Source organism: Anaerobiospirillum succiniciproducens DSM 6400 (genome assembly GCF_000482845.1).
GTDB classification, from domain to species: domain Bacteria; phylum Pseudomonadota; class Gammaproteobacteria; order Enterobacterales; family Succinivibrionaceae; genus Anaerobiospirillum; species Anaerobiospirillum succiniciproducens.
Window position 1 is genome coordinate 20450 of record NZ_KI519511.1, and the last position, 18187, is coordinate 38636.

The 18187-nt window shown below is 43.0% G+C and carries 6 protein-coding genes; 2 read left to right on the forward strand and 4 right to left on the reverse strand.

The genetic code is table 11. The annotated features are described in order from the left end of the window. The 4 genes from H524_RS15870 to H524_RS0112125 form a co-directional block, all read right to left on the reverse strand. A partial coding sequence (locus tag H524_RS15870) for a beta strand repeat-containing protein (RefSeq protein ID WP_169726163.1) occupies window positions 1-3923 on the reverse strand: 3923 nt, incomplete at its 3' end. 958 nt (window positions 3924-4881) lie between these two features. Continuing rightward, window positions 4882-6108: a suppressor of fused domain protein gene (locus H524_RS0112115; RefSeq protein ID WP_027940369.1), complete on the reverse strand. Its 1227-nt coding sequence runs from the start codon at window positions 6106-6108 to the stop codon at window positions 4882-4884. A 282-nt stretch (window positions 6109-6390) separates the two neighbouring features. Next, window positions 6391-6786, reverse strand: a complete 396-nt coding sequence (locus tag H524_RS0112120) for a thioredoxin family protein (protein ID WP_027940370.1) — start codon at window positions 6784-6786, stop codon at window positions 6391-6393. 282 nt (window positions 6787-7068) lie between these two features. After that, on the reverse strand, window positions 7069-12231 hold the full coding sequence (locus tag H524_RS0112125) for a type ISP restriction/modification enzyme (protein WP_084281788.1): 5163 nt from the start codon (window positions 12229-12231) through the stop codon (window positions 7069-7071). 1342 nt (window positions 12232-13573) lie between these two features. Between H524_RS0112125 and H524_RS0112130 the strand changes: the two genes are divergently transcribed. Together H524_RS0112130 and H524_RS15875 are read left to right on the forward strand one after the other, a co-directional pair. Further along, on the forward strand, window positions 13574-16288 hold the full coding sequence (locus H524_RS0112130) for a ShlB/FhaC/HecB family hemolysin secretion/activation protein (RefSeq protein ID WP_027940372.1): 2715 nt from the start codon (window positions 13574-13576) through the stop codon (window positions 16286-16288). Window positions 16289-16602: 314 nt separating this feature from the next. Next, window positions 16603-18187 (forward strand): AAA family ATPase (locus tag H524_RS15875; protein ID WP_044122432.1); only part of this gene is annotated, 1585 nt, incomplete at its 3' end.

Below are 18187 nucleotides of genomic sequence, written 5' to 3' on the forward strand. Positions count from 1 at the left end.
CCCTCAACCTCGTGAGAGATTACGGTCATAGAAGCGTCGCCAACTAAAGCAAAGTTACCAAAGCCCATTGCTGAGTAGATACCAAAGCCGTAGTAGTCGAACTCGTCCTTTAAGCCGTTACCGTTGCCCTTGCCCTCTGCGTCACCAGAACCGATGTTGAATACAGCACCAAAACGCATGTTGCCGTTTACAGTATCAGTACCAAATGCTACACCAGAGAGATCAACGTCAGCACCGTAGGAAGCACCCTCAGCATTGAAACCGTCGGAGTCAACGGACTTGTACATTGGGGTTAACCATACGCCACCGTTAGCCTGTGAACCGGTTGCAGAAATTGAGGCAGCTTCAACACCAACAGCGCCAACACGACCAAACATAGCATCAGCCATGGTGGTTACTGCAGCAACAGCAGCCTGCTGAGCACCAGCATAGGTTGCAGCGTGTGCAGCAGCGTCAACAGCCTTATAGTTTTCAGCAGCAATCAGGTTAGTCAGTAAGCCGTAACCAGCAGCATTCTTGTCCTTGAACTGACCACGGAGCTTACCAACGATAGCGTCAGCTACAGGACGGGAGATACCATCGTAAATTGCATCAGCTTGGTCCGGCTGGAACTGAAGTGCAAATGTACCGTTTTTATACACGCCTTTCAGTAAGCCACCAGCGTACTCAACAACTAAGTTATCCATACCTGTTGCTGCAGTTTGACCGTTATAAACTGCTAACTTCAGAGCAGTATCGCTCTCATCAAAGTCACCAACTAAAACAACTTTTGAATCTGTACCTGTTACGGCAATCGAGCCTGAAGAAGTAGATTCGAAAGTAATAGCTGCTTTATCCTTCTTTTCACCGAAAGCCTTATCGGTCAGAATTAAGGCAGACTTACCTTCCATAGTAACCTGATTGCCCTTAAATGCACCATTAAGAGCAGTGCGGTCAGCTTCAGAATTAATTACAATACCGTTATTATCTTTGATAGTAATTGGGGCATTAAGAGCTAATGCGTTCTTTACATCGCCATTCTCGTTGAAGCCGCCATTTACAGTGAGGTAATCGGCCATCAGATCGCCAAACTCGGCATCGGTAAAGCCAATACCCATTGCTGCGTTCTTGCCAATGTAGGCCTTACCACCTAATGTCTGAACATCAGTTTTTGATGCGTCATTAGTGATGTTTTGAACAGCTAAGAGTGAAGCTGGGCCGCCATACTCTGGATCTACAAATAATGAAGAACCGGCCTCAAATACGAAAGTATCTGCGTATACATGAGCAAATGAGCCAGCGTCCTCACCAACCTTATCCTTACCGATATCTAAGGTATTGTTAGCACCAAGAACAAGCTTGCTTACATCAATAGTAGAGTTGCCATTGAAGTAGTTAGCTTGAGGAGCAGTTGAGCTACCTGCACCAGAAATAGTAAGGGTGTTAGCTGTTACGTCACCAGAGATCTTGGCTGATTTAGTTGTGATATCGCCACTGGTACCTACATTGATAGAACCCTTTTCACCAACGCCTAAAGCCTCAGTGTAAACAGAGCCATTAACAACAAGATTGTTGTCCTTCTGGACAGTAACTGTCTTGATTTCGGAAGCTGAAGCACCTACGTCACCCTTAACAGTTACAGTGCCGGAAGCTGTATTTGAACCAATAGTCAAACTACCCTTAGCACCAGAATCAGTCTTAATAGCGCCGATTGCGCCAGTACCACCTAATACAAGAGCGTTATCTTCTGACTTGAAAGTAACATTTGATAAGGTGGTGCCATCGCCAGACTTCTTAGAGACGAACTGGTCATTGGCATTTGCCTTATTAAGAGTTAAAGCACCGCCAGCATCTAATGTTAAGTCATGACCAGTCTTTACGTGTACATTACCAACTGAGGCAGAAACCTTAACTGGAGTTGCGCCATTTTCAACTGTTACACCAGTGTTGTTATATGCATTAGTAGATGCATTAGAAACAACCTTGTCAAGGCTCATACCTTCAGCAGGCTTTGAATCACCTTCAAGGATATCGCTTAACTCTACCTCAAACAGACCAGTAAACTTAGTGCCAAAGGCTGTTTTTAATGCCTCGAAGTCCTCAACTTTCATGGATAATTTGTTATTGCCATCCATGAGCGCAATTGTAGTGTTGCCACCACCGATTACTGAGTCCTGAGCAAACTTTGATTCATCAAGAACTAACTTGCCAGATTTATCCTTGAGTAAATCAAGCTTATCAAGCTTAAGTCTTGCATTGTTCTGGAGTGTTAAGGTATTGCCAGATAAAGCAAACTCGCCTTTACCAACAGTGTTGATAGTTGAGTTATCAGCCACAACAGAACCTGTTGCAGTTTTAGCTTCAAATGTACCTGTTAAATTAAGAGTAGCGTCATTCAGACTAACTACGCCCTTGGTAACAGTGATGTTTGCTGCAGTATCCCAAGTACCCTTAATATTTAAAGCCTTATCGCCATTATTGGCAGCATCAACAGTTACAGCTTTTGCAGAAAGAGAACCTGACTGTCCCTTTGCTGAGAGGTTAAGAACACCAGTCTTTGTGATGCTTAAATTTGCATTTGATGATGCTTCGGTAACAGTTAAGCTATTGCCAACATTTACCACACCACCATCAATACTAAATGCACCATTCTTACCTACAGTAAGAGTTCCGGCATCGAGAATACCGCTACCAGCTGCATACTTAGTACCTTGTTCAAACTTAACATGATCAGCTGCAATTAATGCCTTGGCATTAGTAAGTTCAATCTTTGCGCCGCCGTCAAGATTTGCAAAAGTACCTGATGCAGGTGAAATAATATTGGCAAGATCTAATTCTTTACCATCTGTAGTGCTCTGAACATCAATCTTTAAGACTGAAGAGTCGGCATTAGTACCACTACCTGAAATCTTGCCCTTAATCAGGTTTGCCCAGTCACCTTGCTGCACAGTAATGGTCTTGGTAGCGTTTTCTGCAATACCAGTTACTTCAACAATACCCGCATTATCCTTAGCAATAGAACCTTCACCAAAAGTTACGTCGCCATTGTTAACTACTAACTTACCCGCAGCGTTACCAATCTTAAGTGCATCAGCACCGCTAAAAGAGGCATTACCCTTAACAGTTAAGGTTGCAGCAGCGCTAGAGCCTACAGCAACCTTACCGCCCGAAACAGTTAGGCCCTTGTTAACAGTTAAACCTGCAGCATCGGCTAATGTCACTGTGCCAGCAGTTACTTTTAATGATGAGTCCATCTCGGCATCAGTTGCTGCAGCGTCTACAGTAATCTTACCGCCGTTCAGGTTCACGCCTTCACCTGCTGCGCCTACTTTACCACCTGCTGCTGAGAACTTTAATTCGCCGCCTTCAAGGATATCAAAAGTAGTGGTTGCTACAGTATTGTCAGTAGCTTCAGCAACACCTAAGACGCCCTTAGCCTTAATATCAATAACTGCAGTTTTGCCGGACTCGCCACCTAAAGTAATGGTACCAGCTGATAAAGTTGAAGTAGTATCACCGCTGCCAGTGATATTCACTGTGCCTTCCTTAGCTGCAAACGCACCTAAAGTTACAGTAGCGCCACTAGCTGAAGTTGAACCAATATCTAAAACAGCACCGTTACCCTTTACAGTTATAGAGCCGCTTTTAGCAGAGAATATTGCCGCATCACTTGTATCAGTAGTCTTAATTACATTACCTGCTTGAGTTAATGTGATATTAAAAACTTTATCGTTCGGGGCAACAGAACCGCTTCCACTAATAGTGACTGTATCGGCTTCAGTAACAGTTTCTAATTTGGCCCAGCTATCAATTGTACCTGCCTGAGCTTGACCAGCTGCTAAAGCGGCAGCAGCGATAGCTGCAACCATGGCGATGTTAGCGTTCTTGAAAATTGCGCGGTATTGAGCCATCAGGAACTTGATGGCATTGTTTGTTTGCTTCATTCTTGAAATGAAATATAGATTGTCTAAGAAGTGATGACTGCTACCTAATGCTTGTCGTGCATAAAGATTCTTTTTGCTATCTCTCGTGATAGCAAAGCCTGGTAGCAGCTAAATATTGCAATCTTTAATTGATTGTCAGTATATCAGCTCTATCTGTAGTTTATGTATGAAGTGCAAATTGAAGCTTTAAAACTCTAGCCTGCCTAGACTATACGTAACTTTAAGATAAATACTTGTAATACCTGCCAACCTAAGCTCATACAATCAAGTGCACGAATGCTGCGCCATAATAGCCATTGATGCTATTTGCGCTTTAATATCGTGGTAGTAGATGAGGGTGGTGCTATATGGATATAGACGCGCAGCTTATACTTTGAGAGTTTTTCCTCAACATAGCTGGCTATACGGGATTACTAAGTCAGTCTAAACGAAGCTATGTAGTAGCCTTCTGCTAAGTGATGCAGACGCTATCTTAAACACTGTATCAAGATAGAGACGATACTGGGAGTTTAGACCGTGTCATCAAAACTTCATGCCCCCCCAGTATAATTTATATACTAATACTCAATAAACACCGTACTTATGCGCTTATGATGCATGACATATAACTAGCTTAGCGAAAACTTGAAGCATGGTAACAATTTGAATTACAAAAGCACCAGCAGCTTTAAGCTGCCGAATTCAACTCTTGCCTCTTGTTATAAACACGCCATGACCAGGGATCACATAAGCTCGTACGCTGACGTTAGCTCAGCATATAAACTCGCGACCGGCACCAGTCTATATCATCGCCACAACACGCTTATACGCCTTAAGACATTCTAAGCTAAGGATCTTAAACAAGTGCCCCGAGCTTCTGTGAGACCCTACTCTGAGACAACATGCTTTTCGCTTTACTTATGCCAGCGTACTGGCCATGCTGCTTAGCTGTAGCAACGCCTCTCATGCTCACTAATACTTAAGCATCAGCGGCATTCTTTACCTTTGGCTTAACCTTTCTAAGCTTGGTTAATGGACGGTTAGCATCTGCAATAAATGCGCTCTTGTCCATGCAGCGCATGAGTGTCTTAGCTGAGTGCTCTTCAATATACTGCAGTTCTTCTTCAAAGAGTGGCACTACACGATAGAAGTTGACCTTACCTGAATCACCAGGCAGCTCACACAGTAAAGCACGCTTACCAGCCTCTTCATCAACTGACTCATGCGGAGCTAATGGCAATAACATTGCGCCTTGGAACTTGGTACATGGTGCTTGATAGTCATTGAAGGTAAAGATATGACCTGGACCAATCCAAGCATTGTAGATATACGGTAGTCTTGCTAAGGCATTGAGCATAGAGATTGGCCAGCTGTCCTCATCTTTTTCTGACTCAATATCCATTGATGCTGGCAGTTCCATATACAGCTCACAACGCTCATAGTGGCGAGTAGCAGCCTCTGCATTCTCTACATCGCTAGATTTGGTTTCTGTCTCTACTTCATCAAGATTACGATACTGCAGCAACTCCTCAGGTAGACGCATACGGTATGCGCCCATACCCTTGGTCACAAGAATGGTATGCTCTACACCATGCTCTGGCTCTGCCTTGATGATGTCGATATCGATGCGTAAACCATCATCCTTCACATCCTCAACTTGCAGATAGATTTTGCCAAAGTGTTCTTCAATATGCTCACGAATAGCCTTCTGCTGAGCAGTATGATAGCGATGTAAGTGCTTAAGCTTGCTCTTAAGCTTCTCCATGTCCTCTGAACTATGCTCAGCGCTCTCACTATCAGCATGAGCTGCAGCTGCTAGTGGCCCAGTGCTTACATGAGCAGACTTTGATGATGCTTCACTATCTGATGCTTTAGCATCTCCACTACTTGCTGCCTGTGCATCATTAGTCTCAACACTCTTGTCGCTTGCCTTGGCTCCTGAAGCCTCATTATCAGCAGCCTCACCAGTTTTAGCTGCAGCGGCTGCAGCGTTGCTTTGCTTACCCAGAGCTGCCTCTAAAGTGTCGCGATCAGCATCCACTGCTTCCTTGAGCTTGCTAAGGATTGAGTAGAATTGATCTTCATCATTACCGGCTTCAGATACTTGCTCATTCACAGCGCTCTGAGATGCTGCTTCGTCTTTAACGCTCTGTGCGTCTAATTCAGGAGCTGAAGCTTGTGCTTGCTTATCATCAGTACTGTGCATGACTATATCCTTTGACCAAGTTGCTATGAGAGTTTGCTAGCTTAGCATATTGATAGCGTAATTACCCAACTGCACCGCTCTTTGACGACGAGTAAAAGTGCAATAGCCACGCACAATCATGCTAACAGCGCCCGCTCCTCATAGATTCTATGAAGCTCTACATGCCCGTATCCTAATTCACTGCCATCCGCACTGCAGTCTAGTTGATGCATAGACACCTACCCTCAACTAGCAAGTACACTGTATCAGCAAATAGCTCTTGTAATATACAGCCGCCATCAGTTAGCACATGGTCTTGCCATGCTTTACGAAGGCTGTAATCAGTTTGGCAATGTCATTAGAACGTAGACGTAATGCAGCACATAAGACTACTCCATTTACCATTAAGACTGGATTGCGGGTAATGTTGTATTGCTTAGCTTCCTGTACGTCAGTTACATGCTTAACATAGCAAGCAATGCCTAACATCGAAGTAGCCTGCAGTGTCTCACGATACAACTCATGACAAAGACGACAGCCATTGCCAATGACTAAGATGCTTGAGATTAAGGATGCCTCTTGTTCAGTCATCTCTTCATCAGCAGCATCTACAGTTGCTAAAGGTGCATTTTCATCTAATGAGCAAGCACGCTCATCAACACCACCAACCAAGCTTTGTTCTAATCCAGTGAACGCCATACCAACCTTTGCTCCCTGCAAGTTATGAAACTAAGCAGGCATTGTACGCTAAGGACTATGCAAGCCTCTTGCAGCTGTTACTTTTTCTCATGGCTATGCCTATGAGCTGACTATGATCTCTTCAACATCTCAATGCCAAACAGCCTTTTGAAGTATTTGAGACAAGGTTAACTTTGACCTAGGAAAATGGCCGGCCTACTTACACAAAAGGCAGCCTAACAGCTGCCTTTTTAAATGAGCCGTAACTTGTTAAGCATGGCCCTGTGTTCAATATCACTACGACTATTTATCTAGTGGATGGATATTGAGCTTTGGTAAAGAATTGACGATCTTTACTGTCTCAAGACTTACTGTAATCACGCGTAAGATTAAGTTAAAGATGTACTTCTCATCTCCAACCTCTGTAGCGTAATCGTTGTAGTCATTAACGATGCCTGTCTCTTTATCCTGCTTTACGCAGCAACGCTCTACGATCCAGTCGAGACCAGACTTCTTATTTACAATGTACTCTTGCACCTCAAGCGGGATGTTCTTGATGGTCAGAGTTTCATTGTATACGATGCATGTCTTATCCTTGGCCGCATTACCAGTCTTGCCCTTGATTTTGCCGTAAGCAAGCTTCTCTACACGGTAGTGAACGTTATCAGCCTTTTCGATAGTGCATCCATTGTATGGAGTTACACTTTCGTAATTGACGTGAAGTTCAGCTAACTTACGACCAGCTTGTTCAAAAGCCTTAAAGTCAGCATAAGTCTCAACTCTAGGTATTCTAGGTAGTTCCTTTCCTAAATTGTTTGCATAAGTATCCCGATAATCCATTGAGTGCAGTAAACCATATATGTAGTAGAAGACTGCATCAGCGTCAATTGACGCACCGTAAGCGCCATAGGCGGCTCTAAAATGCTCAACAGCCTCAGGATTAATTGCATCCTCACGAACATAGCCATACTCATCCGCCTGGGACGATGCAAACTCCCCAATTACACCACCCTTCTGAGCTTGAGTATAAACGTAGCGTGGGAGGCATTGTCCGTTAAAGTTGGTCTGAACATCAGATATACAGTCACTGATTAAACAGCTAAACTCTTTTGATCCGACACCGCAAATACCAATTGTCAGATTCTCTGCTCCGTTATAAGGGAATAGCTTTGGCATCTGATAAGTACAGTTAATCCATGCACCGTCATTATATAGATACTGCTTAACAAAAGGTCTGTATACAGATGTAACTATAAAATCAGGATTGCACTCAGAATATTTCTTGAACTTCAAAACATGAGCTTTCTGAGGCCTATCCCATTTCATCTTAGTAGGATCAAAGTTAATCTCAAACTTGTCACCCAAACGAATTGCCTCTTCAACCTGATAGTTATAGAACGAAATACAACGAGTAAAACTATCTTCAATTGTTCGTTTACTTGAATTAAAGGACCACGCATCTCTATTAGTTTTAATTCCATTTGATATTAAATTAAAGATGCAATTACTATCATTAACATCTGCCTTAACTGGCAAAAACTTAGTGAAGTCATCTCGTCTAAGATTTAGCCAATCTCCATGCTCATCTGGCTTAATTTCGGTAAATGAAACGCCTGAGATGCTATGCATCTGCTCAAGCTGAGCAAGCTTTTGCTCACGAGTCAGATAGTCGTCAACACAACCAAATCTAATCACGCCATGCTCTGATGAGGCCGGATTCTTTACTAAGACAGTAATGGCAATAGGAGTTCTTGTTCCAACTCCGAAGACATTGTCCTTCTCTTTTCGACGCTGCTCACCTGAGGTTCTTGCATTGCCTTTCAGGTGGTAAACATAGATTGAGTTGAACTCGTCTGCAAAGCACTTACGCATGCCGTTTGCTGCCGCAGAATCAAGCCAGCCAGCATTAGATACAAAAGCAACTATACCACTTTCACCAATCTTGTCTGAGGCCCATCTAAATGCCTTGACGTAAGAATCATACAGACTGTTCTTGAGAGTAATTTTTCCTGCTCGTTGAACGTAGGTTTCTTCTAAACGGCTTTCGAGCTCTGGGTAATGCTCATTTTGGTTATTGTCATTACCGCTGGACTGTCCAGCTGAGTATGGCGGATTACCAATGATAACTCTCAATGGCAGCTTATCCACCTTTTGACGTAATGAAGCATTACGCTGAATGTTGGAAGTCATCAACGGCAGCACATCAGCATCATGAGTAGCAAAGGTATCTGTGAGTACGGTGACGTTATTAGCCTCGTACTCCTCATCACTGTTTGGCTTGAGTTCGTCATATACAGATTCGATATTAATGGACGCAACGTAGTATGACAGCGGCACTAACTCAAATGCATGCAGCTCATTACGGTACTTATATGGCAATGATGCACGAGGGATGATGGTCTCATCTAACATCATGCGGGTTATGAAAGTACCAGTACCAGTGAATGGATCAAGAATATGCACACCCTGATCGCCTAAGCTGGTATTGAACTCCTTTTTGAGGATATCGTTAACTGAATGGTTAATGAAATCAACCACTTCAATTGGAGTATAGACAATACCAAGCTTTTCTTGCTGCTTAGGGAATGCCACCTTAAAGAAGCGGTCAAAAAGATCAACGATCACAGCCTGACGATCAGCTAAAGACTTAACGTTCTTCATACGATAGCCCACGCTTTCGTAGAAGTTTTTCAAGTCATTAGTAGCGACCTGCATACCTGAGCTCTGCAGAGTCTGAAGCATCTGAGTAAGTGAAGATGCAATAGCATTCTTCTCAGTAAATGGATGCTCTTTAAACAGCTCATCAAGAACAGGCTTAATCACAATATGCTGAGCCAGCATATCGATAAACTCGTCATCACTTAAGGTAGCGGTCTCATCATCAGCTATGCCATCCTTAGTGATATGACCATTGATAGCTGCAGACATCTGATTTTTGAAATCATCGAAGTGCTTCTTTGCTTCAGGATGTTCAGTGTCCTCAAGTACGCGCTTGATGTTCTTTGCTTGATTAGAGCAGATTAAAGCAACATCCTTAGCCCAGTCTTCCCAATTTTTCTTATTACCTAGCTTTTTGATAATAGCAGACTTAATAGCTTGCTCAACTCTTATTACATCTTGGTCTAAATCATCTAATAGGGTTCCTTGACCTTCTCCGCCGGCACCGCCGCCACCGCCACCGCCACCGCCAGATGAGCTCTTATTAATCTTTCCATTTACGACGCTAATAACTTCGATTCTGTCATCAATTCTATCGAGACGACCGTCAACAAGTTCATGACTTGGATTGATAGATTTAAGAGCATTAAGTACTTGCCATACTACCTTAAATTCTTCTGAGCGATCTAAGGTCTTTTCAGGATTCTCAATGTCGTCAGCAACAATAGGAATAATCACATAGCCACGCTTCTTGCCCGGGGCAATACGCATAACACGGCCTACTGTCTGTACAACATCTACTTGACTCTTACGTGGAGCAAGGAAGATAACGGCATCTAATGAAGGTACGTCTACACCCTCACTTAAACAGCGCACGTTAAAGAGGAGTTTACATTCATTATCCTGAGGTTCTTCGCGCAGCCAACTGAGCAATTCAGCTTTTGTAAGTGCGTCCATAGAGCCATCGATATGCTTAGTTGAGCAATATAAATCATGGTCTCTAACAAAGCAGTATTCATTATAAGCATTGTCATCTTGCAAAGACTGCACTTGCTCGTCAGTTAAATTCTTAAACTTAGCTGAGCGAGACAAAACATATTTGCGATAATCAGTAACAACTTTTTGGAACTGCTCAGCAAAGTCTTTTGAAGATGTCTTTTTACGCTTTGCATCGTGATTAATTTGTTGCGCAAATCCAACCGCTCTACGCATATGGGCTACATCATCGCCAAGTTCATCACTGATACCGTATTTGTTAAGCGCTTTCCAAGCTCCAACAGCACGCGAGGCATGGTTATCAGAGAACTCATCAGCATCTTCTGCAGTGCGGAATGTATTGGCATCGCCCACTAAGATAATTACTTTGTAATCTACAAGGCAGCCCATCTTTACTGCCTTTTCAAAGTTCATAGTGTGGAATACTGGACCAAAGACATATACATCATCCATGGAGTAAAGAACAGCTTCTTTGTTGTTCTCTTGCTCTCGAGCTGCAATACCATAGACCTTTGGAGTGGCTGTCATGTAAAGACGCTTTTTACCTTTCACATAATCATTATTGTGGATACGTGTAAAGGCAGCCTCTTCATCATCAATAACCTTGATTGATGCTGTTCTATTTTTTCCAGGATTGTTAGATTTCTCAGAATCTGGAGCATTGGTACCGTTAGTATTGGATGCTTTTTTAAGCACATATGCACCTGCAGTACGGTGTGCCTCATCACAAATGATGAGATCAAACTCTGGCATTGGGTTCTCGACGCAAGCACCCTTGGCCTGATCTCCATTTTGAGCAACAGCAATAACATCAATTGACTGATAAGTACTAAATACCACAGTCATACCGCCATCAGGGCTCTGTTTACTATTAACAAGTGCCTGGTTAACTTGCTTGGCTAGATTAGTGGCATCAGTTGTGGCTGGATAGGCCAGTTCACTTGCGGTTAAGAGCTCGTCACTCTTACCAATTTTTGAGTCTGAACAAACAGCAAATGCAGTTATTGGATGAATAGCTTGCTGCTTCCAGTCAGATAAAGTCTGGCTAAGGAGGGATAAAGATGGAACTAAGAAAAGCACCAGACCATGCTGGCCTACTTGTGCCTCAGCAGTACGTAAAGAAGTGAAGGTCTTGCCAGTACCGCAAGCCATGATAAGCTTGCCTCTATCATGGGTCTTAAAGCCTTCAATTACGTTCTCGAGCGCTTCTTTTTGATAGTCTCTTAAAGTACGTTTGATGACCTCAACCTTGCCTTGGCTCTTAAGGTAGCTAGACCAATCAATAGATGAGTTAGCCAGCTTCTCACGCGTAATGATGGTTGTTGGAATATTTTGATTTTCAAACGTTTTTATTACATTAGGCCCCCATTTATTGTTGGTGGCGATAATCATACGTTTAGAATAGTAACTCTTGCCAGAGGCTGCAATGAATGAGTTGATGTCTTTCTTAGATACAACTCTATCTGCAGCATAAAACTTACACTGAATAGCAGTATAAGTTTGCTCTTTATCATCGTCAGTCATGACATTAGTACCGACTAAATCTACGCCGATATCTCTAGCATCAGACTCAATATCTTTATGCTCTTTGGCCCAGTCAGAGTACATCTGAACCTTAGTGAACTGATCCTTGTAGGTTGGCTCATTAGTGAGGAAGTCTAATGAGAGCCTCTCAAAGTCAGTACCCTTGTCTCTTTGGGAAAAGTTGCTTGCTTCAATAGCTTTTAACAGCTCATTGAAAGCAGTGGCATTATCCACGACGTTAAACACGCCGTTACTGTCTCTTTGAGACTCTTGGATCTGTTCAGACATTACAAGCTCCATCCAATAACCAAAAATGATTGAGTAAGATAATTATACTAGGATAAAGCCAGTACTGACGGCACTTTGCGAGAAAATACTTGAATGTGGAAGCAGTCTTGCAAATTACTAATTCTCTCCTTAAAACTGGTTGCAATACTTCGTCTTCGGAGTTAATACCCTTTGCAACTAACCTCATCGAATGACTAATCCTACCTACCCCACTGCTTGAAGTTCTCATGCCTAATAGCAGCAGCTACGAAAGTACCCCGCAGACCGACACTCCCGACCTCAACGTTTTTGCAACTCTGAAGCCTCAAACACCTCTGCTAGCCACTCAACTACAGCTGTTAGACAACGCAGCTGAGGTGCAATTTTTGGTGGTCACAACTGCATACGAATAATTACTATCCTTACTTTTGATGCTCTTGCGGCGGTCTAGCTTAGGTTAAGTTTTTAAGCGCATGAGAGATTTTTGCACGGCAGCGGCTATAAACGGCTTATTTATCGTCTTTTATGCGTGTTAAGATTTTGAAGTACTTGTGATACATAACACGGTTTAATCATTAGAGACGTGTTATCTAACTTGCGTAAGTTCACACTTTTGGCGGTTTTGAGGGCTATTGATACTCTATTTGCCATCGATCTTAAAAATTTAAATGGCTTATTTATGGGATTTGTTGAGTGCAGTGTAAAAAAACTTAGTGTGCAAAATTGATTCTGCGAACGCAATCTCAACAGCTGATTTGTCGAAGTAATACATTATCACCGTCGCAACACAGCAAGACTTACACATTTAGACGTAACTCGTGTAAGGCAGTGTTGATATGAGTTTAAACCTAGCTATTAGATAGCCTGCTACTTAGCGCCTAGCTCAAATGAGATAACTGATGGCGCGGCTTAGTGCATATGGCTATTTAGTGGCGCAACCTTGAACAACTAGCCTTTTATCCCAAGCTATTTGAGAGCAGCTGTGCATTTAGCTAGCGGATGTGAGGACATTAAGTTGCTCATAGTGTTGTTTTGTTTCTCAGAGCGTGTGCTTAAGGAGTTTAACTTGCTCTAGTTTGCTCATGGGGTCGGGCCGTGGCCATGTTTTTTATGTGGCTAGTCCTAGATCTCAAGTGTTTTGCTGATTACACCCAAGGTATGGGCAGCGCAGTTTAATTTTTACAACTAATTCATTCACATAACTGCATGCACTTTACCTTCGACAACAAATCAGATCACGGCCGCTATCTTACGACCGCGCTTTTGTCGGCTTTAGATAAGTGCCCCTCATGCCTTATCTAAAGCTATTGTTTAACGATGGCTTGACCATGCTTAGGTCAGCTTTACAACAAAAGGCGCACCAATGCTAAACCGCACCTTACTGAGCCAATCTCTTAAGTTTATTACCTTTGCCTCATTAATTAGCTTTTCAGCTCAATCCCACTCTAACAGCTACATTCCAGCCTCTACAGCACAGAGCCTGTCTAACTACTCAAGTAGCCTCGCTGAGCAAGTCTCACAAGCTACAGCTCATTACCAGCAGACACATAACGCCGCTCCAGTTGAGCAAGCTCATGGCACCGCCCCAACAGTGCAAGATCATAGCGTCGCCAAATCAGTGCTCTATCATGGTACAGATCAATCAGTCCAGGCTCATAGCTTTGCTCAGAACAATGATGCTCAAGACCATGATGCTGATTTCCATAATGCAGCAAGCGTAGCTAATGAGCAGCACACAGCGCTTGCAGCTTCGAACGTGCGCGCAATTAATGAGTCTAACTCTACTGCAGAAGGACAATCTCTAGCCTCAGCTGAGCAAGAGCATCAGGCTTTTGCAGCCAAGTCTCATAGCTTGGGTCGTGATGGAGCATATGCATCTGCCATCGCTACAAATACCCATGCTAGTGATAGTGCTGCTAATGGTGCTATGGCTCAGGGCAATACTGTTGCTATCGCTTCTGTAAGTAGTGCTGCTATGCAAGAGACAAAGCATGGTGATGAGGATGTAACCATTGCAGCTACTGTAGTGACTAGCGCTGACAATACTGATGACCATGGCTTGATTGCACCATCGGTACAGTCTGAAAGTGTGGCTAGCATCAATGGCCAGGTAGTAAGCAAAGATAGCTCTAGTATGTATGCTCAAAACTTAGGTGCTAGCCCTGAGTATACTGTTAGCGCTCTGAAGCAGGCTGCAGCTGCTGCATCTCATGGTGGTATTCATACTACAGTTAAGGGCAATCGCGTCAGCACCGTTATCTATCCACCATTTGGCAAGAGCAAAGCAGCTGATAGCAAAGCAGCTGCTAACGCCGGCATCACTAAGGCTCAATTATCTGCAGTGGCTAATCAAGCATCTGCATTAAGTGTAGGATCACGCCTTGGCACTCACGCAAGTGTTAGTGCCCAAGATAAGCTTGCTAATGCTAGCGTAAGTGCTCAAGCTCAGGTCGCACCACTAACTCATGTGTCAGGCGATCAGCGTGTACAAACTACCATCTTTGCACCTCCTGGCGGTATTGAGCGTAGCAAGATCCCAGGTACCAATGTCACCAAGGCACTCATCTCAACAGTTAAGACCACCAGATACAATACCAATGCTCAGCCAAACAAGATGGCTTCAGCAGGTGATATCGCCCTTGCAGGTATTGAGATTGTTGAGGCTCCTGAGATTGAGGATGCTGTTACTAAGGCTAAGCTCAAGACCATGCTTGATGCTTTAATTGGCCGCAAGGTAAGCAGCGATCTTTTGCAGGATATGGGCAATAACATTAAGGATTTTTACCAAGATCTCGGCTACTTAAACTGCGAGACTTATATGCCTCAGCAAGAGATTGATCTTGATAATGTAGTCTTCAAAATCGGTATCAAGGCCACCGAGCTTAACAAGGTACATATCGAGAACAACTCCCAAGTAAGAGATGGCTATATTGAGTATTTATTAAGCTCGCTTAAGGACTATGAAGGCAAGCATCTAAACTATCACGACTTCTATGAGCAAATGCTCATGCTCAATGACTTAGGCACCTTTAATCTGCAGGGTCAATTTGATGCTGTTACTCCTGATAATGTAGTTAACAATCTCGATTTGATGGCCATTAATGGCACCGATCGCGCCTACTTTACTAGCGCCATCGACAACTTTGGTTCGCTAAGCTCTGGTCGCTATCGCATGAGCGGTAACTTTGAGATTAATAATCCTACTGCTAGTGCCGATCGCTTAAACCTATTTTATTCACATACTGATGAAGATCAGGCCGACTACTCCATTGGCTATACCATTCCAGTAAGCTCTCATCCAACCTTAGTTGGCGCATCCTTATGCTACTCACATGCTGACTTAGGCGGTATTTATCGTGAGCTTGGCACTAAGAACGAGGAGCTGACCTTTGAGGCCTTTGTTAGAGAGCCTCTCTATCGCGATACTAATGCCATTGCCAATATGCAATTTGGCTATATCTACCGCAAGATGTCTACTGACTTTTCGGTCTTTGATCTGAAAACTAAGAAACACTCCAATACAGCATATGTACAGTTCTCCGGTAGCAAAAACTTTGTGGGTAACGCCATAGTCTCATCATCACTGCGCCTTAGTGCTGGTCGCATTGAAAATGATGATGATTACGATCTCGGCATTGAAGGTAACTTTATCAAGCTCAATGGCAATGTTGGCTTTAACTTTATTCTTGCAGACAACTTAAGCACCGTCACCAACGTCAATGTGCAAGTTGCTAATACTATGCTCGACGGCTCTGAGGTTATGCAGGCAGGTGGCGAAAACGGTTTACTGGCCTATCAAGCATCTGATCTATGCGGTGATAGCGGCATCATTGTAGGCCAGTCACTGCAGTATATGCCTGATGCATCTTTAGGCTTAGTAATTGCCCCTCATATTGAGGCAGCTAAACTCTTTACCCATGACTATGATGCTCAAAGGGCTGCATCAGCAGGTATCTCATTGTTCTACAACCGCGATTCAGTTAATGCCATGTTAGATTTTAGCCATGTAGTCGGCAATCAAATTGACTATGTCAAGGACTCAAGCCGCATCAACTTCAAGCTAAGCTATACCTTCTAATCAAGCTCACTTAACAAGTCTAGCAAGCCTAACATCCTCATAGCCATGTTAGGCTTGTGCTATAAAGACTCTCATATCCTAGCCTTAGAGCAAAGGATAGTGGCTTAATGTATTTGCTTTAGTAAAGCATCAAACCTCTAACAATTCGCACTCTAAAGTCCCCTCATTATCAGCCATTATCTTGAGTGATGACCAGCAGCTCAATTCGCATTGCTGTGCAAACTGCAGCTGTGAAGATCTTTGCTGCGCCTTCGATCAGCTTATGAGTTATGATAGTTAGCTGCTAGTCCCTCATGTCAAATATGGAGTTGACCATGGATCAAAGATTTATAACTGATGGTACTTTAACTTCGTTTGAAGACTTTATTGCAGGTAAATATGTTTATGTTGATAAGACTAAGTTTGCTTGTGAACTAGCCAAAGGCCGCAGCTCTATCTTGCTTACCCGACCTCGTCGCATGGGCAAGAGCACTATGTGCTTAACATTAGAGTATCTGTTCTCAAAAGGCACTGTAGGCACAGAAGGGCTCTACTGCCATGATCATTGGCCAGTCACTAAGCGCTATTTTGTTATGCATTTGAACTGGTGCAATATTAGTCCCAAAAGTGGAGGTGATTTTGCCTTCCACGTTGTTGACGAATTGAAAACCTATGCTTACCACTTTGGGCTAACTCTGCCTCAAGATCGCTCTTTGCCTAATATTTTCAAGTACTTAATCACGAATATTATTGCAAAACTTAATGACGATTCTTTTTTATCACAGCATCCAGAGCTAGTTAATGGAGATAGGCCTTTTTCTCGAGATAATCTTGTATTGATTATCGACGAGTATGATACTCCACTGGCAGAAAATTTAGACAATAGTGCTGTATTTGATGAAATCACGAAAGAATACGAGGTTCTTCTTGCAACAATCAAGAGTATTCCAAACTTCCGTTTTGTCTTTCTTACCGGTATCACCTCATACAACTGGAACTCAATCTCAGCTTGTGCCAATCAGTTTATTAACATCTCACTTGATGACAACTACGCTACCTGCTGTGGATACACTCAAAAGGAAATTGAGCACTACTTTGCACCTGAGCTTGCTAAAGCACAAACTGCTCTTAACCTTAGCTATGAGGAGTTAATGGCTAAACTAAGCTATTTTTATGATGGCTATCTTTTCAGCAGAACTCAGGCTGCAGCGGTTAACAGCAATAAGATCCTCAATCCCGTTACTGTTTCACTGTTTTTGACTAGCCCTGAAGATGGTTTTCTCAACTACTGGCACAATACAGGCGCGAACTCTACTTTCATTTTCAAGCTCCTAAATCTATGCTCAGAAGCTCTAATTGGCGATGTGCTCGACAAGCTTTTTGCGGACGCTCCTGAAACATATAAGAGCCTTGATCCTAGTGTTATTGATTACATCAAGGCCTGGGTTCCTGCGCTAGCCCTTAGTGTTGATGTTGACGACAATAATGAGCAAAACCATCGACTACTGAAAGTCCCAACAAATCTATTAAAGGTCAAACTTGATATCAGTAGTACTCTAAACAAATATAATGCCATCCCGATCCTATTCCAGGCAGGGTATTTAACCATCAAAGCTATCAAGTATGATAAGGCTTTATTAGGCTTTGCCAATCATGAGATAGCCACATCTCTAAAATCAATTTTGAGAGATGACAGCTTATTTATTGAATCAGATCCATTTGGCTTGTCAGAGAAGTTTTCCAGACTTAATATGCCAGCTAACGAGATCTTTGCTATCTTCCATGCAGGTGATGAAACCCTAGCTAATTTTCTTGATGACTTGCTCAATACTGCACCAGCACAATTGTTTGCAGCGCATGAGTCCGAAAATCTTCTAAGCTACCTCATTTATCTTGCGCTAGATCATGCACAGCTTGCCA